The 18,187-nt window shown below is 64.7% G+C and carries 16 protein-coding genes; 7 read left to right on the top strand and 9 right to left on the bottom strand.

What is annotated here, in order from left to right; all coding sequences use genetic code 11:
* Nucleotides 1-2: 2 nt before the first annotated feature.
* Nucleotides 3-1,535: a glycosyltransferase family 39 protein gene (locus ACPEE1_RS16935; protein WP_423934021.1), complete on the bottom strand. Its 1,533-nt coding sequence runs from the start codon at nt 1,533-1,535 to the stop codon at nt 3-5.
* A gap of 101 nt (nt 1,536-1,636) precedes the next feature.
* Complete coding sequence (locus ACPEE1_RS16930; protein WP_116927282.1) at nt 1,637-2,122, bottom strand: nucleoside deaminase; 486 nt, start codon at nt 2,120-2,122, stop codon at nt 1,637-1,639.
* A 139-nt stretch (nt 2,123-2,261) separates the two neighbouring features.
* Between ACPEE1_RS16930 and ACPEE1_RS16925 the strand changes: the two genes are divergently transcribed.
* A complete protein-coding gene (locus tag ACPEE1_RS16925; RefSeq protein WP_182345244.1) occupies nt 2,262-2,999 on the top strand; it encodes a methylated-DNA--[protein]-cysteine S-methyltransferase in 738 nt (245 codons plus the stop codon).
* Between the two features lie 65 nt (nt 3,000-3,064).
* Here the strand turns inward: ACPEE1_RS16925 and ACPEE1_RS16920 are convergent, their stop codons facing one another.
* The gene (locus ACPEE1_RS16920) at nt 3,065-4,303 is read right to left on the bottom strand and encodes a CaiB/BaiF CoA transferase family protein (protein WP_116927283.1); all 1,239 of its coding nucleotides are present in this window, start codon (nt 4,301-4,303) and stop codon (nt 3,065-3,067) included.
* 232 nt (nt 4,304-4,535) lie between these two features.
* Complete coding sequence (locus ACPEE1_RS16915) at nt 4,536-5,726, bottom strand: acyl-CoA dehydrogenase (protein ID WP_021026966.1); 1,191 nt, start codon at nt 5,724-5,726, stop codon at nt 4,536-4,538.
* Between the two features lie 216 nt (nt 5,727-5,942).
* On the opposite strand from ACPEE1_RS16915, the gene ACPEE1_RS16910 reads away from it, so the two are divergent.
* From ACPEE1_RS16910 to rimO, 5 genes are all read left to right on the top strand, one after another.
* Nucleotides 5,943-6,875 (top strand): LysR substrate-binding domain-containing protein, encoded by a 933-nt coding sequence (locus ACPEE1_RS16910; RefSeq protein WP_116927284.1) that lies wholly within the window; start codon nt 5,943-5,945, stop codon nt 6,873-6,875.
* Nucleotides 6,876-7,024: 149 nt separating this feature from the next.
* Nucleotides 7,025-7,567: a polyhydroxyalkanoate synthesis repressor PhaR gene (gene phaR, locus ACPEE1_RS16905; RefSeq protein ID WP_423934016.1), complete on the top strand. Its 543-nt coding sequence runs from the start codon at nt 7,025-7,027 to the stop codon at nt 7,565-7,567.
* A 440-nt stretch (nt 7,568-8,007) separates the two neighbouring features.
* On the top strand, nt 8,008-8,958 hold the full coding sequence (locus ACPEE1_RS16900) for an RNA ligase family protein (protein ID WP_182345245.1): 951 nt from the start codon (nt 8,008-8,010) through the stop codon (nt 8,956-8,958).
* A complete protein-coding gene (locus ACPEE1_RS16895) occupies nt 8,955-10,094 on the top strand; it encodes an AAA family ATPase (protein WP_423934013.1) in 1,140 nt (379 codons plus the stop codon). The genes ACPEE1_RS16900 and ACPEE1_RS16895 overlap by 4 nt, the downstream gene beginning before the upstream one ends.
* 234 nt (nt 10,095-10,328) lie before the next feature.
* Nucleotides 10,329-11,741 carry a 30S ribosomal protein S12 methylthiotransferase RimO gene (rimO, locus tag ACPEE1_RS16890; RefSeq protein WP_021026963.1) on the top strand — a complete coding sequence of 471 codons (1,413 nt, stop codon included), beginning with the start codon at nt 10,329-10,331 and terminating at the stop codon, nt 11,739-11,741.
* A gap of 83 nt (nt 11,742-11,824) precedes the next feature.
* Here the strand turns inward: rimO and ACPEE1_RS16885 are convergent, their stop codons facing one another.
* The 5 genes from ACPEE1_RS16885 to earP form a co-directional block, all read right to left on the bottom strand.
* A complete protein-coding gene (locus tag ACPEE1_RS16885; protein ID WP_182345248.1) occupies nt 11,825-12,637 on the bottom strand; it encodes a PPK2 family polyphosphate kinase in 813 nt (270 codons plus the stop codon).
* Between the two features lie 98 nt (nt 12,638-12,735).
* Entirely contained in the window at nt 12,736-14,124 is a 1,389-nt protein-coding gene (locus ACPEE1_RS16880) for an MATE family efflux transporter (protein WP_116927287.1), read from the bottom strand.
* Nucleotides 14,125-14,161: 37 nt separating this feature from the next.
* Nucleotides 14,162-14,794 carry a DUF2239 family protein gene (locus ACPEE1_RS16875; RefSeq protein WP_116927288.1) on the bottom strand — a complete coding sequence of 211 codons (633 nt, stop codon included), beginning with the start codon at nt 14,792-14,794 and terminating at the stop codon, nt 14,162-14,164.
* Between the two features lie 220 nt (nt 14,795-15,014).
* Entirely contained in the window at nt 15,015-15,569 is a 555-nt protein-coding gene (gene efp / locus ACPEE1_RS16870) for an elongation factor P (RefSeq protein WP_021026959.1), read from the bottom strand.
* Between the two features lie 166 nt (nt 15,570-15,735).
* A complete protein-coding gene (earP, locus tag ACPEE1_RS16865) occupies nt 15,736-16,875 on the bottom strand; it encodes an elongation factor P maturation arginine rhamnosyltransferase EarP (protein ID WP_116927322.1) in 1,140 nt (379 codons plus the stop codon).
* Between the two features lie 94 nt (nt 16,876-16,969).
* On the opposite strand from earP, the gene ACPEE1_RS16860 reads away from it, so the two are divergent.
* Nucleotides 16,970-18,184: a CaiB/BaiF CoA transferase family protein gene (locus ACPEE1_RS16860; RefSeq protein WP_207788099.1), complete on the top strand. Its 1,215-nt coding sequence runs from the start codon at nt 16,970-16,972 to the stop codon at nt 18,182-18,184.
* Nucleotides 18,185-18,187 lie beyond the last annotated feature (3 nt).

The raw sequence follows: 18,187 nt of genomic DNA, 5'->3' as shown, positions 1-18,187 counted from the left end.
GTTTATCTGCCCGCTGGAGACACCACAAAGTTCATCTGCATCTGCGCACGTGCCGGGTCGGTCCAGCGGTAGGGCAGCTCGGTCTCCTGCACCTGCAGCATCGCATCGACCGGCCAGGCCGCCCACCACCAGGCATCGGGCGCCGGGTCCTCGGTGGAGATTTGCAGCCAGGGCAGCTGCTGGCGGCGCGCGCTTTCGGCGGCCTGCCAGGCGCAATCCTTATGAAAGCCCGGCTCGTCCGCATCGCAGACCACGATCTGGGCCTGCGGAAACAGAATGCGCATCACGCCGCCAGTGGTGTGGTGCTCGGCGAGCACCATGCCTTGGCCCTGGTAGCCTGCCTGGCGCAAGGTCTGGGCGATCAGGTCCAGCTGCCAATTGAGGCGGTCACCCTTGCCGCGCTTGGCATCGCGCAGCGGCGCCAGCAAGGCCAGCGACCACACCAGCACCAGCATGCCCAGGCAGGCCAGCAGGTAGCGCTGGCGGCTTTTGTCCGATGCGGCAAGCGCCGGGCAGCGGGCCAGCATATAGAGCGGAAAAATCAGCAGCAGCGGCTGGATCCAGCGGCCATCGAACTTGGCCGCGCCGGCCAGCGCCATCAGCGCGAGCGACCCCGCCACCAGCGCCATATAGCGGCCCAGCAGCGGCACCAGCCAGTCAGGCGTGAGACTGGTATGGATGGCGCCGTTGGCCGCAGCGGGCTGTTGCCAGAAGCGCCCACTGGTCCAGCGTGCCATCAGCAGCCAGGGCAGCACGGCCAGCAGCAAAAAGGCCAGCAGATCGCGCAGGCCCTGGGCCAGGCCGCTGAGGTAGGAGCTGGTTTCTGCCGGGTGCAGCTTGTCCAGCGTGGCGCCGCTGGCCGCTTGCCAATGCTCCAGCACCCACCAGGCATGCGGGGCCACCAGCGCGATGCTGATCAGCGGCGTGAGCCACCAGCCGCGCGAGAGCAGCGCACGGCGCGTGCTGCCCAAGCTCAGGCAGGCCAGCAGCAAGGTCACGGCCACCAGCAGGTAGCTGTATTTGGAGAGCATGCCCCAGGCCACGACCAGGCCCAGGTAGACAAAGCCCAGCGGTCGCGGCTGGCGCAGCTGGCGCAGCAGCAACCACCAGGTCGCGCAGATCGCGCAGGTCAGCATCACCGTGTGGGTCTGGTCGCGCAGCAACTGCCAGGCAATGCCGGGAAGCCAGGCCATGCCGGCAGCGGCCGGCCAGGCCTGGCGGGCAGGCAGCACCTCGCGCGCGGCCAGCAGCATAAAGACAAAGCTCAGCGCAATCAGGCTGTTTTTGAGCAGCACCACGGCGACGGTGCTGGGGCCGAGCACCCCCACCAGGGCCCATTGCAGCCAGGTGTAGAGCGGCGGCTGGGGCCCGTAGCCCAGTGCCAGTTGCTGCGACCAGACCAGCTGCTCGTTCTGGTCCCAGGACACCCCGTGCGAGGCCAGCAGGCGGCTGGCCATGACCAGCACAAACAGCGCTGCAATCCAGCGCAGGGCTTGGCGGTCAACGGCAGGGGGCTGGGTAGGGAGCGGGGTCATGCAAGCGGCAAGAAGGGCGGCATGGCCGCCAAAAAAACTGCCCGATCATAAAGGGCAGACGTAAAGCCAACGCAAAGCGCGAAGGCGGTTTGCTGTGATTTTTAGTCTGCGCTGGGCCAGGGCGCATCGCCATAGAGCTGCGCTGCGCTGATGCCCAGATCCAGCCGCTGGATGGGCAGCGGCGGCGGTTGCAGCTGCAAGCCCAGGCGCTGGTAGACGCCTTCGCTCGACAGCCCGTAAGGCGCCGCATCGGCATTGTCAAACGCAAAAAACACCTGCTTGGCCTGGCCCGCCACGATTGCGGCCAGGCACATGGGGCAGGGGTGGCCGGAGGCATAGACCGTCAGCCCCTGCAGGTGCGGCAGCTGGCGCTGGTGGCAGCAGTCGCGGATGGCTTCCATCTCGGCGTGGCCCGTCATGTCCTGCGTCTGGCTGATGGTGTTCACGCCCCGGCCCAGGATGCTGCCCGCATCATCGGCAATCGCTGCGGCAAAGGGGCGGCCTTTTTGCAGATGGCGGTTGCGGTGGGCGCTGGCTAGCACCTCGCGCAGGATGGCGGTGTGCTGGGCGTGCAGGGTGTCGGTCATGGGGCGCTTCTTATTGTGGAACACCTGGCCGATTGTGCTGTCAGCCTGTGGGCCGGTGCCGCCTGGCCGGCAAAGACTGACAGTGGCACTGCGGCACTGGGACTGGTGGGGGCTGCGCAAACTGGGGCAAGATGCAGGCATGCATACCGCCCCCGTATCCTCTCCTACTGTGCCCCGCGAAGGCTGGGACCCTGCACAGACCGGCCATGCCTTGTTCCGCACCCGGCTGGGTGTTTGCGGCATTGCCTGGGGTGCGCAGGCCGTGGTGGCGCTGCGGCTGCCCGAGCCCAGCCTGGAAGCCACCCAGATGCGCCTGCTCGAGCACGCACGCCAGCGCCGAGAGGGCCTGTGGCCGCAGGTCCAGGTGCCGGGTGATTTGAGTGCGCAGGCCTTGCAGGCGGTGGCCGGCGTGCAGTGGCTATTGGCTGGGCGCGAGGGTGGCTCCGACCCGGATGACAGTGCGCCCTGGCCCGATGCACCCGCCCCGGTGCTGGGTGATTTGCGCAGCCTGCTGACCCTGAACCGCTGGTCTGCGCGCAGCGGCCTGCCGCTGCTCGATGATGTGGTGCTGGACTGGCATGGCGTGCCGGATTTTTCGCGGGCGGTCTACCAGCTGGCACTGGCCATTGAGCCGGGCCAGACGCGCAGCTATGGCGACCTGGCGCAGGACCTGGGTGGCAAGGGCTTGGCGCGTGCCGTGGGCCAGGCATTGGGCGCCAACCCTTTTGCGCCGGTGGTGCCCTGCCACCGCATCCTGGCGGCGCAAGGCGCGGGCGGCGGCTTCTCGGCCAATGGCGGCACGCGCACCAAGCTGCAACTGCTGGAGTGGGAGGGCGCAGCGCTGGGCGATGGCAGCAGCCTGGGGCTGTTTGACTGAGCGCTACGCCAATAACCAAAAGGGCCGCAACAGCGGCCCTGGGTACATGGCGATAGCGCCCCGCCTCAGACCACGCCTTCGCTGTGCAGCTGCGCAATCTGCGCGGGCGAGCGGCCCAGCTCGGCCAGGATCTCGTCGGTATGCTGGCCCATCGCGGGGGGCGGGCGGCGCACCACCGGCGGCGTAGCAGTCAGCCGCATGGGGCTGGCGACGGTGCTGATGCTGCCGATCTGGTCGCCAGCGTCGCGCGGGATCTGCACATGCAGGCCGCGTGCAATCACCTGCTCATCCTCAAAGGCCTGGGCGATGTTGTTGATGGGGCCGCAGGGGACGGCCTTGTCTTCGAGCAGCGCAATCCATTCGGCGGTGGTGCGGGTCTTCATCAGCGGGTACATCAACTCCTGCAAATCCTTGCGGTGGATGATGCGGCCCGAGTTGCGGGTAAAGCGCGGGTCCTGCGCCCAGGCCTCGTTGCCGGTCGCGGCGCAAAAGCGGGCGAACTGGCCGTCGTTGCCAATGGCCAGCAGCACATTGCCGTCCTTGCTGGGAAAGTCCTGGTAGGGGCCGACGCTGGGGTGGATATTGCCTGCGCGCTGCGGAATATCGTCTGCATTCAAATAGCCCACCGCCTGGTTGGCCAGCACGGCCATGCCCACATCCAGCAAGGCCATGTCGATGTGCTGGCCCTCGCCGGTCTGGTGGCGCGCCTGCAGCGCGGCCAGGATCGAGCAGCAGGAATAAATGCCGGTGAACACATCAGTGACCGCAACGCCCACCTTGAGCGGGCCGCCACCGGGCTCGCCATCGGGGTGGCCGGTGATGCTCATCATGCCGCTCATCGCCTGCACCATCAGGTCGTAGCCGGCGCGGGGCGCGTAGGGGCCGGTCTGGCCAAAGCCGGTGACCGAGCAGTAAATGAGGCGCGGGTTGATCTTGCGCAGGCTTTCATAGTCCAGGCCATAGCCCTTGAGGCCGCCCACCTTGAAGTTCTCGACGAGGATGTCGGCATCCTTGGCCAGCTCGATGATCAGCGCCTGGCCCTGGGGCGAGGCCATGTCGATGGTGATGCTGCGCTTGTTGCGGTTGCAGCAGGTGTAGTAGCTGGCCTGCTCGGTCTTGGCGCCGTCATCGGTGTGCAGGTAGGGAGGGCCCCAGTGGCGCGTGTCGTCGCCAGCCTCGGGGCGCTCGACCTTGATCACCTCGGCGCCCAGGTCACCCAGCATCTGTGCGCACCAGGGGCCGGCCAGCACCCGCGACAGATCCAGAACTTTGATGCCGTCCAGCGGCGCGATGCTTGCGGTCATGGTGTCTCCAAATTTGATACCTGCCCATGCATGTGCAACAGGCGCTGCAGCAAGAAATTTCTGCAAAACTCGCCGATGGTACGTGCGGCCTCAGGGCGGCGCCATTCGCATCCGGCAAGGGGGTGGTTAAGCGATCACAAAACAGCACAACCCACCCACGCAGCGCCTGCAGTGAAGTGGGTTGTGGGTGGGCATGCAGCAGCTGCTGCATGCGATGGGGCTCAGGCGGTGCTTAGTTGGCGAACGCAGCGATGCCGGTCTGGGCGCGGCCCAGGATCAGCGCGTGCACATCGTGCGTGCCTTCGTAGGTGTTGACCACTTCCAGGTTCACCAGGTGGCGCGCCACACCGAACTCGTCGCTGATGCCGTTGCCGCCCATCATGTCGCGGGCCAGGCGGGCAATGTCCAGCGACTTGCCGCAGTTGTTGCGCTTGATCAGCGAGGTGATCTCGATCACGTTCTGGTGCTCGTCCTTCATGCGACCCACGCGCAGCGCCGCTTGCAGGCCCAGCGTGATTTCGGTCTGCATGTCGGCCAGCTTTTTCTGGATCAGCTGGTTGGCGGCCAGTGGGCGGCCAAACTGCTTGCGGTCCATCGTGTACTGGCGGGCGGTGTGCCAGCAGAACTCGGCCGCACCCATCGCACCCCAGGCAATGCCAAAGCGGGCGCTGTTCAGGCAGGTGAAGGGGCCCTTCAGGCCGCGCACTTCGGGGAAGGCGTTTTCTTCGGGTACAAACACATCGTCCATGACGATCTCGCCGGTGATCGAAGCGCGCAGGCCCACCTTGCCGTGGATCGCGGGAGCCGACAGGCCCTTCATGCCCTTTTCCAGCACAAAGCCGCGGATCTGGCCGACGGCGCCGCCTTCGGAGACTTCCTTGGCCCAGACCACAAACACATCGGCGATGGGGCTGTTGGTGATCCACATCTTGCTGCCCTTGAGCTTGTAGCCGCCATCCACCTTGTAGGCGCGGGTGGCCATGCTGCCAGGGTCGGAGCCGTGGTCGGGCTCGGTCAGGCCAAAGCAGCCGATGAACTCGCCCGATGCCAGCTTGGGCAGGTACTTCTGCTTTTGCGCTTCGGTGCCGAATTCGTTGATCGGCACCATCACCAAGGAGGACTGCACCGAGGCCATCGAGCGGTAGCCCGAGTCGATGTACTCGATCTCGCGCGCCACCAGGCCGTAGCTCACGTAGTTGAGGCCAGCGCCACCGTATTCGGTGGGGATCGTGGGGCCCAGCAGGCCCAGCTCGCCCATCTCACGGAAGATGCTGGTGTCCACCGATTCCTTGCGGAACATCTCCTGCACACGCGGTGCGAGCTTGTCGCGGCAGTAGGCGCGGGCTGCGTCGCGGATCATGCGCTCGTCTTCGGTGAGTTGCTCGTCGAGGTGGAAGGGGTCTTCCCAGGTGAATTGCGCCATGTCTTGCTCCTTGGATCTGTATTCGCTCATCGGAAGGCAGGCCGGGCGCAGAAGCGCCGGCCTGCCAAAACAGCCGCCATGGTAGGCCTGCCGCAGCGCAGGGGCAAACGATTGTTTATCATCCAGATATGCGCATTACGCATTTATACACATGCCGTCGCAGTGCAGTCGCAGAGAAAAAAGGAGTGATTGCATGCGTCACACAGGAGACAAGATATGCGCCGAATGATTCCTTCGACCCAGGCGCTGGCCTGCTTTGAGGCGGCTGCCCGCCACGAGAGCTACACCCGCGCTGCCCAGGAGCTGGCGCTGACGCAAAGCGCCGTCTCGCGCCAGATCATTGCACTTGAAGAGCAACTGGGCGTGCAGCTGTTCAAGCGCTCGCGCCATGGCATGGTGCTGACGGCCGCAGGCCACCAGTACAGCCAGCAGGTGGCGCAGTGGTTGCAGGGCATCGAGCGCGGCACGCTGGATATCATGGCCCACCAGGGCGCGGGCGGCGCGATCAGCATTGCGGCCGTGCCCACCTTTGCCACCCGCTGGCTGCTGCCGCGCCTGCCGCAGTTCCTGCAGCAGCACCCGGGCGTTGTGGTGCATATCGATGTGCAGACCCGGCCCTTTGCCTTTGCCGAGCGCCAGGTCGATGCCGCCATCTATGCCGGCACGGCCGAGCAGGCGCGCCAGTGGCCGGGCACGCAGGCCGCTTGGCTGATGGACGAGCTGATCGTGCCGGTCTGCAGCCCGCGCCTGCTCGAGGGCGCCACCCAGCGCGGGCGCGGCCGTGCCTACCTGACGGTATCGCCCCAAGTGCTGGCCCAGCTGCCGCTGCTGCAGCAAAGCACCCGGCCGGACGGCTGGCGCAAATGGTTTGATGCCGCTGGCGTGCAGGCGCCTCATGCGCTCGATGGCCCGCGCTATGAGCTGTTCTCGATGCTGGCCGTCGCTGCTGCGGCCGGTATGGGCGTGGCGCTGATCCCGCCAATGCTGATCGAGGATGAGCTCGCCCGGGGCGAGCTCGTGGTCGCCTGTGAGCAGCCTTTGACCGGCAGCCGCGCCTATTACTGGATGACCCCGCTGGCCACCGAGCCCCTGCCTGCCCAGCCCGCGCTGCAGGCCTTTGCCAGTTGGCTCAAAGGCCGGGCCGCCTAGTGGCCTAAGGGTAAGTGCTGCAGCGCAACAGGCCCCAGGCATCACTACAATCTAAAAATTGCCTTAGAGGTAAAAACCGCCGTCCCAGAGACTAGGATGGACGGTATTCCCATAACGCCAGCCGTTGGCGAGAGACACAGGAGATCCGCGTGCCGGAAAACACCCCAGGAACAGCCACCGCGTCCGAGCGCGTCGTCAAGAAATACCCCAACCGCCGTCTGTACGACACCCAGACCTCTGCCTACATCACCCTGGCCGAGGTCAAGGCCCTGGTCATGCAAAACGAGCCCATCGTTGTGAAGGACGCCAAGACCGGCGAGGACCTGACGCGCAGCATTCTGCTGCAGATCATTCTGGATGAGGAAGCCGGCGGCGCGCCGATGTTCACCGAGGCCATGCTGGTCAACATCATCCGCTTTTACGGCCATGCGATGCAGGGCTTTATGGGCTCCTACCTGGAGCGCAATGTGCAGCTGTTCACGGAGATGCAAGGCCGCTTTGCCGACCAGATGAAGGGCGCGACGCCCGAGATGTGGCGCAATTTTCTGGGTATGCCGATGCCCGGCGTGCCAGGCATGCCCGATGCGAGCAACTACCAGGCGCAGTCGCAGCAGTTCTTCCAGCAGATGCAGGAGCAGATGCAAAAGCAGACCGAGCAGATGCTGACGGCTTTTGGCGTCAAGCGGCCTTGATGCAGGGAATGGCTTGGCGCTAGCTGGAGGGGCCAAGCCATGTTGCGCGCCCGCTGTCTGACGCGTGCATGCCACGTGCGGCATGAGCAAACGGGCGATGTCGATGCTGCGTTCTTGAACGCAGCGACTGCATATGCTATAACTTCCAATCCTTCAATTTTTGCCTTTTCGGAGCCTTTCATGTCCCGCCTGTTCGTCACCCGCTAATCGCCGACGACTGCATTTGCAGCCTCGTGCGGCGCAAGTCTGCGCCACAGCTGGCTGCGGTACTGGCTCCGAGCTCCCTACGCCTGCCATGAGGCGGCGGGAGCGCTGAATCCCCCGCTTCCCCTGCGCGACGACCTCTTTCCTTTTTTGGGTAAGAGCGGTCGACCTGCGCCTCACGTTCGTTGGCTTTCCCTGTCCTGCCGGACAGCGAGACGCTTCTCGCTGCAACGAACATGAATCCCCACACGCTTTCGATATTCAAATACCCGCGCACGCCTCACCTGGAAGGATCGCGCTTGCAAGCGGGCGACGATGCCAGTGACCAGGTGCCCCTCAAAGCCCTGGCTGGCCAACACGTCGTCATCGAGGAAAAACTCGACGGCGCCAACGCCGGCATTTCCTTTAGCGGCGCCGGCGACCAGCTACTGCAATCCCGAGGCCACTACCTGGTGGGCGGCGGCAGTGAGCGCCAGTTCAATCTATTCAAAGTCTGGGCCGCTGCCCACGAAGCGGCCTTGCTCGAACGCTTGGAGGACCGCTTTGTCGTCTATGGCGAGTGGACCTATGCCAAGCACTCGGTTTTCTACGACCAGTTGCCGCACCACTTTCATGAGTTCGACATGTTGGACCGGGAGACGGGTCAGTTTCTATCGACCCCGCGCCGCCATGCCTTGCTGCAGGGCTCACCGGTGCTGTCCGTGCCGGTTCTGTATGAGGGGCTGATGCCGACAGACCCCGCCTTGCTGTGGGCGCTGGTGCAGCCGTCCCTGGCCAAGAGCCGCGCCTGGCGCCAGTCGTTTGACCTCACAGTCCAACGAGAGGGCCTACCGCCCCAGCTGTGCTGGCAACAGACGAATAACTCGGACCTCGCAGAAGGCCTGTATCTGAAGGTGGAAGCGGACGGCCAGGTGGTGGCGCGCTACAAGCTGGTCCGGCAAGACTTTCTCCAGACAATTTTGGACAGTGGCTCACACCACAGCCAGCGGCCAATGATTGCCAATGGCCTGGCGCCAGGTGTGGACCTCTATGCGCCGCAGCCTTCGGTGAGCTGGGAAGACTTGTCCCTGCACACCATTCGCTCGCTGGATGCATTGAAAGCTTTGGCGCGAAGCAACCGGGCAGCTGGGCCGGATGGTGCCCGCCGAGTATTGGGAAGAAGCTCTCCCGGAAAGGACTGTGTATGAACTGGTCAACGATTGCGGGCCTGGTGCCCGCGCCGGGCGCCGCCCCGGATTTTGAGGCCTGTCTTGCGGCCTTCCCCGTACTGGAGCGGGCCAAAACGACGGTGCAGGACCCCCGATTTCACGCCGAGGGTGATGTCTGGACGCACACCCAAATGGTGGTGCAGGAGCTGCTGGCGCTGCCGGACTACCTGCAGGCGAGCCCGCATGACCGCATGGTCTTGTTCCTCGCGGCCTTGCTGCATGATGTGGCCAAATACCGGACCACGGTCATCGACCCACAGACTGGGGCCATCGGCCAGCCTGGCCATTCCCGCAAGGGTGCCGTGGAGGCCCGTGTGCTGCTCTGGGACGCGGGTGCGCCACTGGACCTGTGGGAAGCGGTCTGCCGCCTGATTGCAGTCCACCAAGTGCCATTTTTCGCGTTGGCTGGGTCTCGTTCTGGCAAGACGCCCGAGCGCATTGTGCGAGAGGGGTCCTGGCAGGTGAATCTTGTCCACTTGGCCGCTTTGGCCGAAGCGGATATGCGCGGTCGTGTCTGTGTGGACCAGCAGGCGGTGCTGGACAACATCGAACTCTTTCGGGAACTGGCGCGGGAAGAGGGCTGCTACGGGAGTCCTCGGCACTTTGCGGATGCCCACACCAGGCTGAGCTACTTCCGGGGCGATGACGTCCACCCGGACTATGCGCTTTTTCAGGAACCTGGATCGCGCGTGACCGTGATGTGTGGCCTGCCCGCGTCGGGAAAGGACAGCTGGCTGGCGCAGCACCGGCGCGGCTTGCCGGTGGTGTCTTTCGATGATGCAAGAGAAGCGCTGGACCTGAAGCATGGCGAGAACGAGGGCGCCGCTGCGCACTTTGCCCATGACAAGGCCCGGGAACTGCTGCGCAAGAAGGCGCCTTTTGTCTGGAGCGCCACGCATCTGAGCCTGCAGATGCGAACGCGCACGCTTGATCTGCTGTTTGCCTACGGTGCCGAAGTGGAATTGGTCTACCTGGAGCAGCCACGTGCCGAGCTGCTGCGGCGTAACAGCCGCCGGGACTCGACCCTGTCCAACAAGGCGCTGCAGTCGCTGCTGAACCGCTGGGAGCTGCCAACCGAGACGGAAGCCCATGCGCTGCGCATTAAGCAGCCCTGAGGCGGCGTTGGCGGCCTTGGCAGTCTCCGCAACACAAGCTGGCCCGGTGTGGCCAGGTTGTGTTGTTTTCGGCGCTGGCGCTGCAGCCTTCCCCACGCTTTTCCGCCTATCTCCCACCTGAATGCACGTTCTCCAGGCTCCCGCCTGCGGGTCTATACCCCAGGGACGGAGCCTGTCAGGGCGCCTGCTTTAAAATACCGCCCAGATTAGTTGCCAGGTTCCCCTGCAAGAAAAATGAATACCGATACCCACGCTGCCACTGCGACGCTCGACGCCAACCGAACCCCCAAGGTGGGGTTCGTCAGTTTGGGCTGCCCCAAAGCCCTGACCGACAGCGAGCTGATCCTGACGCAGTTGAGCGCCGAGGGCTACCAGACCTCCAAGACCTTTGAAGGTGCCGATCTGGTGATCGTCAACACCTGCGGCTTTATTGACGATGCCGTGCGCGAGAGCCTGGACACGATTGGTGAGGCGCTGGCCGAGAACGGCAAGGTGATCGTCACCGGTTGCCTGGGCGCCAAGATGGGTGACGGCGGCGGCAACCTGGTCAAGCAGATGCACCCCAGCGTGCTGGCGGTCACGGGCCCCCACGCGACGCAAGAGGTGATGGATGCGGTCCACACCAACCTGCCCAAGCCGCATGATCCCTTCATTGACCTGGTGCCCGGCAGCTTTGGCGAGGCGGGCATCAAGCTCACGCCCAAGCACTATGCCTACCTGAAGATCTCCGAAGGCTGCAACCACCGCTGCACCTTCTGCATCATCCCCTCGATGCGCGGGGACCTGGTCAGCCGCCCGATTGGTGATGTGCTCAAGGAAGCCAAGGCGCTGTTTGCCGGTGGCGTCAAGGAGCTGCTGGTGATCAGCCAGGACACCTCCGCCTATGGCGTGGATGTGAAGTACCGCACCGGTTTTTGGGACGGCAAGCCGGTCAAGACCCGCATGCTGGAGCTGGTCGAAGCGCTGGGCGAGCTGGCCAAGCCGCATGGCGCCTGGGTGCGCTTGCACTATGTGTACCCCTACCCGACGGTGGACGCGATTTTGCCGCTGATGGCCCAGGGCCTGGTGCTGCCGTACCTGGATGTGCCGCTGCAGCACAGCCACCCCGATGTGCTCAAGCGCATGAAGCGCCCGGCCAGCGGTGAGCGCAATCTGGAGCGCATCCGCGAATGGCGCGCGATCTGCCCTGAGCTGGTGATCCGCTCGACCTTTATTGCCGGCTTCCCTGGCGAGACCGAGGAAGAGTTCGAGCACCTGCTGGACTTTATCCGCGAGGCCGAGATTGACCGCGCAGGCTGCTTTGCCTATAGCCCGGTCGAGGGCGCGACTGCCAACGAGCTGCCCGGCATGCTGCCCGCTGAGGTGCGCGAGGCGCGCCGCGCCCGCTTTATGGAAGTGGCCGAAGAGGTCTCCGCCAAGCGCCTGGAGCGCCGTGTGGGCCAGACCATGCAGGTGCTGGTGGACAAGGCCATCGGCCTGGGCAAGAAGGGCGGTATTGCCCGCACCTACGCCGATGCGCCCGAGATCGATGGCGTTGTGCACCTGCTGCCGCCCGAGAAGCTCAGCAAGACCTACAAGGTCGGCGAGCTGATCAAGGTGCGCATTGTGCGCAGCCAGGGCCATGACCTGGTGGGTGTGCCGGTTTAAACACTGGATCGCATACAAAGCAAGGGGCCTTGCTGTTGCAGCAGGCCCCTTTTGTTTGGTCGTTGCGCGTTGGGAGCTTGTGCTTATTCCACCTGCAGACCAACGAGCTCCGGATAGTCCACCGGGTACTGTGGCTGCATATCCAGCAGGCAGTGGTTGAGCAAGGTGTTGACCATCAGGTTGCGGTGCAGCTTGTTGTCGGCGGGCACCACATACCAGGGCGCATGGGCGGTGGAGGTGGCTTCGAGCAGGTCCTCATAGGCCTGCTGGTAGGCATCCCACTGCTTGCGCACGGCCAGGTCATCGAGGCTGAACTTCCAGCGCTTTTCCGGCACATCGATGCGCTCTTGCAGCCGGATGCGCTGCTCGTCCTTGCTGATGTGCAGCATGCACTTGAGGACGGTGGTGCCGTTCTCGGCCAGCAGGCGCTCGAAGTCGTTGATCTGCGCATAGCGCTGCTTGGCGACCTGGCGCGTGATCCAGCCGTTGACCAGGGGCACCAGCACATCTTCGTAGTGGCTGCGGTTCCAGATGCCGATCTCGCCTTTGGCCGGCGCCACGGCATGGCAGCGCCAGAGGTAGTCGTGCGAGAGCTCTTCCTTGCTCGGACTTTTGAAGGTGGCCATGCGCAGGCCCTGCGGGCCGGTGGTCTTGAAGACGCCGCGCACGGTGCCATCCTTGCCGCTGGTGTCCATGCCCTGCAGCACCAGCAGCACCGAGCGCTTGTTCTCGCCCTGCAGCGGCCGCATCAGCTGGGCCAGCTGCTTGTTGAGCATCTTGAGGTCTTTTTCCTGGGCCTTGATGCTGCCATGCGCAAACGGTGTGGCGGCCGGGTCGTAGTCGGCCAGATGGACTGCGCCCTTGACGGGCACGCGGTAGTTCTGGGGATTGGGCATATCAGGCTAAAGGGTGTATCGGGCAGGCGGGATGCAACGGGCCATGATTTCAGCTTTTGGCAGACTTGTCACCTGGGGCGCCACGCCTGCAAGGGGCTTCACACCATCTTGCGGATCGGGCGCTTCTTCCAGATCGCCTGGTAGTACCAGGTCTGCAGCGCCAACGTCAGGCCGTAGGAGACGGGGAAGGCCATCCAGATGCCCACCAGACCAAAGTGGCGGCTGAACAGCCAGGCCAGTGGCAGCTCCAAGGTGGCGATCACGCCGATGGTGATCAACGTGGGCACCAGGACATCGCCGCTGGCACGCATCAGTGCTGCCAGCGAGGCAAAGGCGCCAAACAGCAGGCCACTCCACAGCACAATGCGCAGCAGCTCCACGGCCACGTGCAGCACCTCTTGATCGGTGATGAAGATGGACAGCAAGGGCCGGGCAAAAATGCTGCCCAGCAAGGCCGTGGCGCCACCGATGGCCATGTTGATCTGCATCGCAGTACGCGCAATGGCGGGCAGGCGCTCGCTGCGGCCGGCGCCAATCGATTGGGCCGCCAGGATGGACGCAGTGATGGCCACAGAGATCAGTGGGAACTGGGCAAAGGCATTGATCTGGTTGACGGCGCCGTAGGCGGCTGTGGCATCCGAGCCAAAGCCATTGATCAGCGATAGCACGACGAGGCCGGCCAGCGAGGTGGCGATCATCAGCACGCCAGTAGGGATACCCACACGCAGCACGGCGCGCAACAAGGTCCAGTCCAGGCGCATGGCGCGCAGCAGTGCGCGGTTGGGGGCCAGCACACTGCGCTTGCGGCGCAGCTGTATGGCCAGCCAGACCAGGGCCACGCTAAAGCCCAGAATCATCGATACCCCGGCGCTGGCCACGCCCAGGCGCGGCAGGCCACCCCAGCCGGCAATCAGCGCCGGCGTGCTGACCAGGCCGATGCCGGTGGACACGATCAGCGACCACATCGGCGTGAGCGTGTCGCCCACGCCGCGCAGCAGTGAGGTGAACAGCAAAAAGATGAACAGCCCTGGCATGCCCAGCAGCACGATGCGCGAGTAAATGGTGGCCTGCTCCAGAATATCGGCCGGCGTGCCCAGCATGCGCATGATGGGCTGGGTAAACAGGCCGCCAAACAGCGCCACGGCCGCGCCCATGGCCAGCCCGGCGAGCAAGGTGGTGCCGGCAATGGCGCGTACCTTGTCAGGTTGCCCGGCGCCCCAGGCCTGGCCGATGAGCACCGACGCACCAGCCCCCAGACCAATGACAAAGGCGATAAAGACAAACATGACGGGAAAGAACGCCGCAACAGCAGCGAGCGCCTTGACCCCCATCATCTGGCCCAGGAACATGCTGTTGAGCGTGCCCGAGAGGGACTGCAGGATATTGGACAGCAGCATGGGGCCCAGAAACACCATGAAGACTTGCCACAGGGGGCGAACAGGCGGGGCGGAGGGCGCCGCCTGGGGTGCGGGTATGGACGAAGACATGGGAGGGTGTGGGGTCAGGGTGCTGCGGGTAGGGTGCTTACACCGGCCAGATGGGGCGGCTGAGCTGGTGCAGATAAGCTTGTACATCATCGGGCCAGGCCTGGGTCTGCAGCAAGAACGCCGATTGCTTGTGGGCAAACAGCGCGCGGCAGGCCTCATCAAAGCCGGGCAGATCCCCCGCCATGGCCTGCATGAACTGGTAGGTGGCCTCGGTCGCTGCGCGCTGCGAATCCTGCTGCGCATGGGCATTGCGGGCGTCATCGATCAGGCGGCGCAAGGCCGCTGAGGCGCCGCCGGGCTGGCGGTTGAGCCAGTCCCAATGGCGGGGCAGCAAGGTTACCTCGCGCGAGACCACGCCCAGCTTGGGGCGGCCAACGGCACGTGCAGAGCGGCTGTGGGCTGCTGCTTCAACAGGTGCTGCGGGTGCTGGGGCTGCGTCGTCGTCCAGCTGGGCAGCGGGCTGCGCTGCCGGGGCCAGCTCCGAGCGCCAGTTCAGATCCAGGCGCAGTCCGGAGAGGTCATCAAACACCCACAAGGGGGTGAGGCTGCCGCCGGGGTGGAGTTCGTCATGGTTTTGCAGATAGCGCAGCACCGTCAGGCGGTCGGCTTGCAGCAGGCGCTGGTGACCCTGGAAGATGGTCAGCCGGCTGGTCAATGTCTCGGTAGTCATGGCCACTTGTTCGTTGTTCTCTTAATGAGTAGGTCATTTTACCGGGGCAAAAATATTTGGCTATTTTTAATGGGTAAAAATATGTATCTGGATGCGCACAGCGGCAGATGGCCTGTGGCAGCTGCTGTTAGCGCGGTGAGGCGGTGGCGCGGAGGTCGAAAAAAAAACCTCCAGCGCGGGGCATGGAGGTTGTTCTGGCTGGAGCCTTGTGGCCCAGTCATTACACGCGCTTGCGGTATTCAGCAGTGCGGGTGTCGATTTCGATCTTGTCTTCCTGGCTCACGAACAGCGGCACAGCGATTTCAAAACCGGTAGCGATCTTGGCAGGCTTGAGAACCTTGCCGGAGGTATCGCCCTTGACAGCAGGCTCGGTCCAGGTGATTTCGCGCACGATGGTGGTGGGCAGCTCGACCGAGATGGCCTTGCCGTCATAGAACACCACTTCAGCGGTCATGCCGTCTTCCAGGTAGTTCAGTGCGTCAGCCATGTTTTCGGCTTCCACTTCGTACTGGTTGAACTCAGGGTCCATCCAGACGTACATGGGGTCGGCGAAATAGGAGTACGTGCAATCCTTCTTTTCCAGGATCACGTTGTCGATCTTGTCGTCGGCCTTGAACACGTTTTCCGTGCCGAAGTTGCCGATCAGGCTCTTGAGCTTCATGCGCACGGTTGCAGCGCCACGGCCGCCACGTGCGTATTCGGTCTTCAGAACGATCATCGGGTCTTTGCCGAACATGATCACGTTGCCAGCGCGGATTTCTTGAGCGATTTTCATAGCAGTAAGTGCCTGTGTTGGGGCCGCTCAAACTACTACGGGCGGCGCGCAAGTGTCGTTGGACGGGCTGTGCTGCGCCGTAGCATGTTCCGCGGCGTTGTGCGCATCCATCAAACCCGGCTGCCTGCAGGCGCTGGGTGCGCGGATAAGCGCAAAGACTGCAATTCTAACATTTTTCGCCCGCAAATGCCATCAGCTGCTCGGCAAGGCTGGGCTGCCTGTGCAGAGTGTTGCGCGCTGCCTGCACGCAATGGGCCCATTGCGCCAGCAGCGCTGGCGTGATGGCGGGCCATGCAGGGACGCTGCCGCCAGCCCCTGGGATGCCATTCCAGGCCGCATGGGCTTGGCGCAGGCTGCCCGGCGCGTCCAGCCAGTCCAGAAAAGCCTCCAGCTTGGCATGGTGGGCGTTGTCATCCTGCGGGTAGATCTGCCAGACAAAAGGCTGGCCGGCCCACAGCGCCCGTACCAGTGAGTCTTCGCCGCGCACAAAGTTGAGGTCGCAGGACCAGAGCATCTCGTCGAATTCCGGCTGGCTGCAGGGCGGCAGCAGCTGAACCTGGCTGGGCAGGGGCTGGGGCAGCCGCTGCTGCACCAGCGCCGCCGCGCGGCCCGGGGTGACCAGCCACTGCGTGGCCGTGCCAGCGCTGGCAAAGGCGGGCAAAAAGGCCGGGGGCTCATAGCAGAACAGCGAAAACACCAGGTCGCCATCTTGCAGGCCATGCCGGGCGCGCCAGGCGCTGCGGTCAAAGTCCGCCAGGCGCCCGGGCAGATCGGCTTCGCGCAGCAGGCCACCGGTGCCGGTGCTGAAGCCGGGGTAGAAGAACCAGCGCGTAAGGCCTGCCGCGGGGCCGCTCATCAGGCGCGAGGGCAGGCGGTGGCAGCGCTCCACATAGTCTTCGGCAGACAGGTATTCCAGGTTGATCCAGACGCTGGCTTTCTGCGTTGGGGATTGCGCACGCGCGGCCAGCGCCTGCTGGAAGGCAGGCGGAATCTCGCAGCCAAAGGCCTCGACCACCACATCACCGACGCCACTGGCCGGCGCTGCATCGGGCCAGGGCTGCACCGTCACGCCAGGCGCGCCCTGCGGCGCCATCCAGGCCAGGGCGCTGCCATCGTCCACCCACAGCCGCACCTGGCAGCCACGCTGGGCCAGGTCGGCGGCCAGGCGCCAGCACACGCCGATATCGCCAAAGTTGTCGATCACCTGGCAAAAAATATCCCACAGCGGCGCTGGGCTGCGCTGCGTGGAGGCAGGGGATACGGTGGAGGATGTGGCGGTGGGGGTGGAAGCAGGGGAGAGGGTCATCACCCGCGCGATGATAGTGCAGTCCCGGGCTTCACTGACTGGCGCTGCCTCCTGGGCCACAATAGCCTTCAGTTGATCAAGCATGGAGACAGACATGAACCCCCACACTGCAACCCCCGGGCCGATGGCTTTGCAAGGCGTCAAGGTGGTCGAGATGGGCCAGCTGATTGCCGGGCCGTTCTGCGGCAAGACCTTGGGCGAGTTTGGTGCCGAGGTCGTGAAGATCGAGGCCACCGGCGCGGGCGACCCGCTGCGCAACTGGCGGCTGCTGCAGGATGGCACATCGGTGTGGTGGCAGGTGCAGTCGCGCAACAAGCAATCGCTGGCGCTGGATTTGCGCCAGAAGGAAGCGCAGGACATTGCCCGCCAGCTGATTGCCGAGGCCGATGTGCTGGTGGAGAACTTTCGCCCCGGCACCCTGGAGGGCTGGGGCATGTCGCCCGAGGAGCTGCATGCGATCAACCCGGGCCTGGTGATGCTACGCATCTCTGGCTATGGGCAGACCGGCCCCTACCGCGATCTGCCCGGCTTTGGCGTGATTGGCGAGGCCATGGGTGGCTTGCGCCACCTGACGGCCGAGCCCGGGCGGGTGCCGGTGCGCGTGGGGGTGTCGATCGGCGATACCTTGGCGGCGCTGCATGGCGTGATCGGCGTGATGATGGCGCTCTACCACCGCAAGGTGAATGGCGGCAGCGGCCAGGTGATCGATGTGGCCTTGCACGAGGCGGTCTTCAATGTGATGGAAAGCCTGATCCCCGAATACAGCGCCTTTGGCACGGTGCGCGAGGCGGCGGGCAGCGCCTTGCCCGGCATTGCGCCATCGAACGCCTATGCCTGCCAGGATGGCTGGGTGCTGGTGGCCGGCAATGGCGACAGCATCTTCAAACGGCTGATGGACACCATTGGCCGGCCGGACCTGGGCCAGGCACCGGACCTGGCCAGCAATGCGGGCCGTGTGGCGCGCATTGAAGAGATCGATGCCGCCATCAGCGCCTGGACGCAGCCGCGCGCCATCGCGCAGGTGATGGATGCGCTGGCTGCTGCCAGGGTGCCAGCCGGCAAGGTCTATACCGCCAAGGACATCAGCGAAGACCCGCACTACCGCGCGCGCCAGATGATCCTGCCGCAAACCACGCGCGACGGCCATACGCTGGAGGTGCCGGGCATTGTGCCCAAGCTGTCCGCTACGCCGGGCACGATCCGCAGCAGCGCGCCGCACCTGGGCGATGACACCGATGCGGTGCTGCAGGGCCTGGGCCTGAGCGGCGCGCAGATTGCGGCGCTGCGTGAGCGCGGCATTGTGCAGTGAGCG

It is taken from the genome of Comamonas sp. 23, from assembly GCF_049601575.1.
GTDB lineage: Bacteria > Pseudomonadota > Gammaproteobacteria > Burkholderiales > Burkholderiaceae_C > Comamonas > Comamonas squillarum.
Note: the sequence above shows the minus strand (reverse complement) of the source record. Positions and strands in the feature narration are given on the sequence as shown.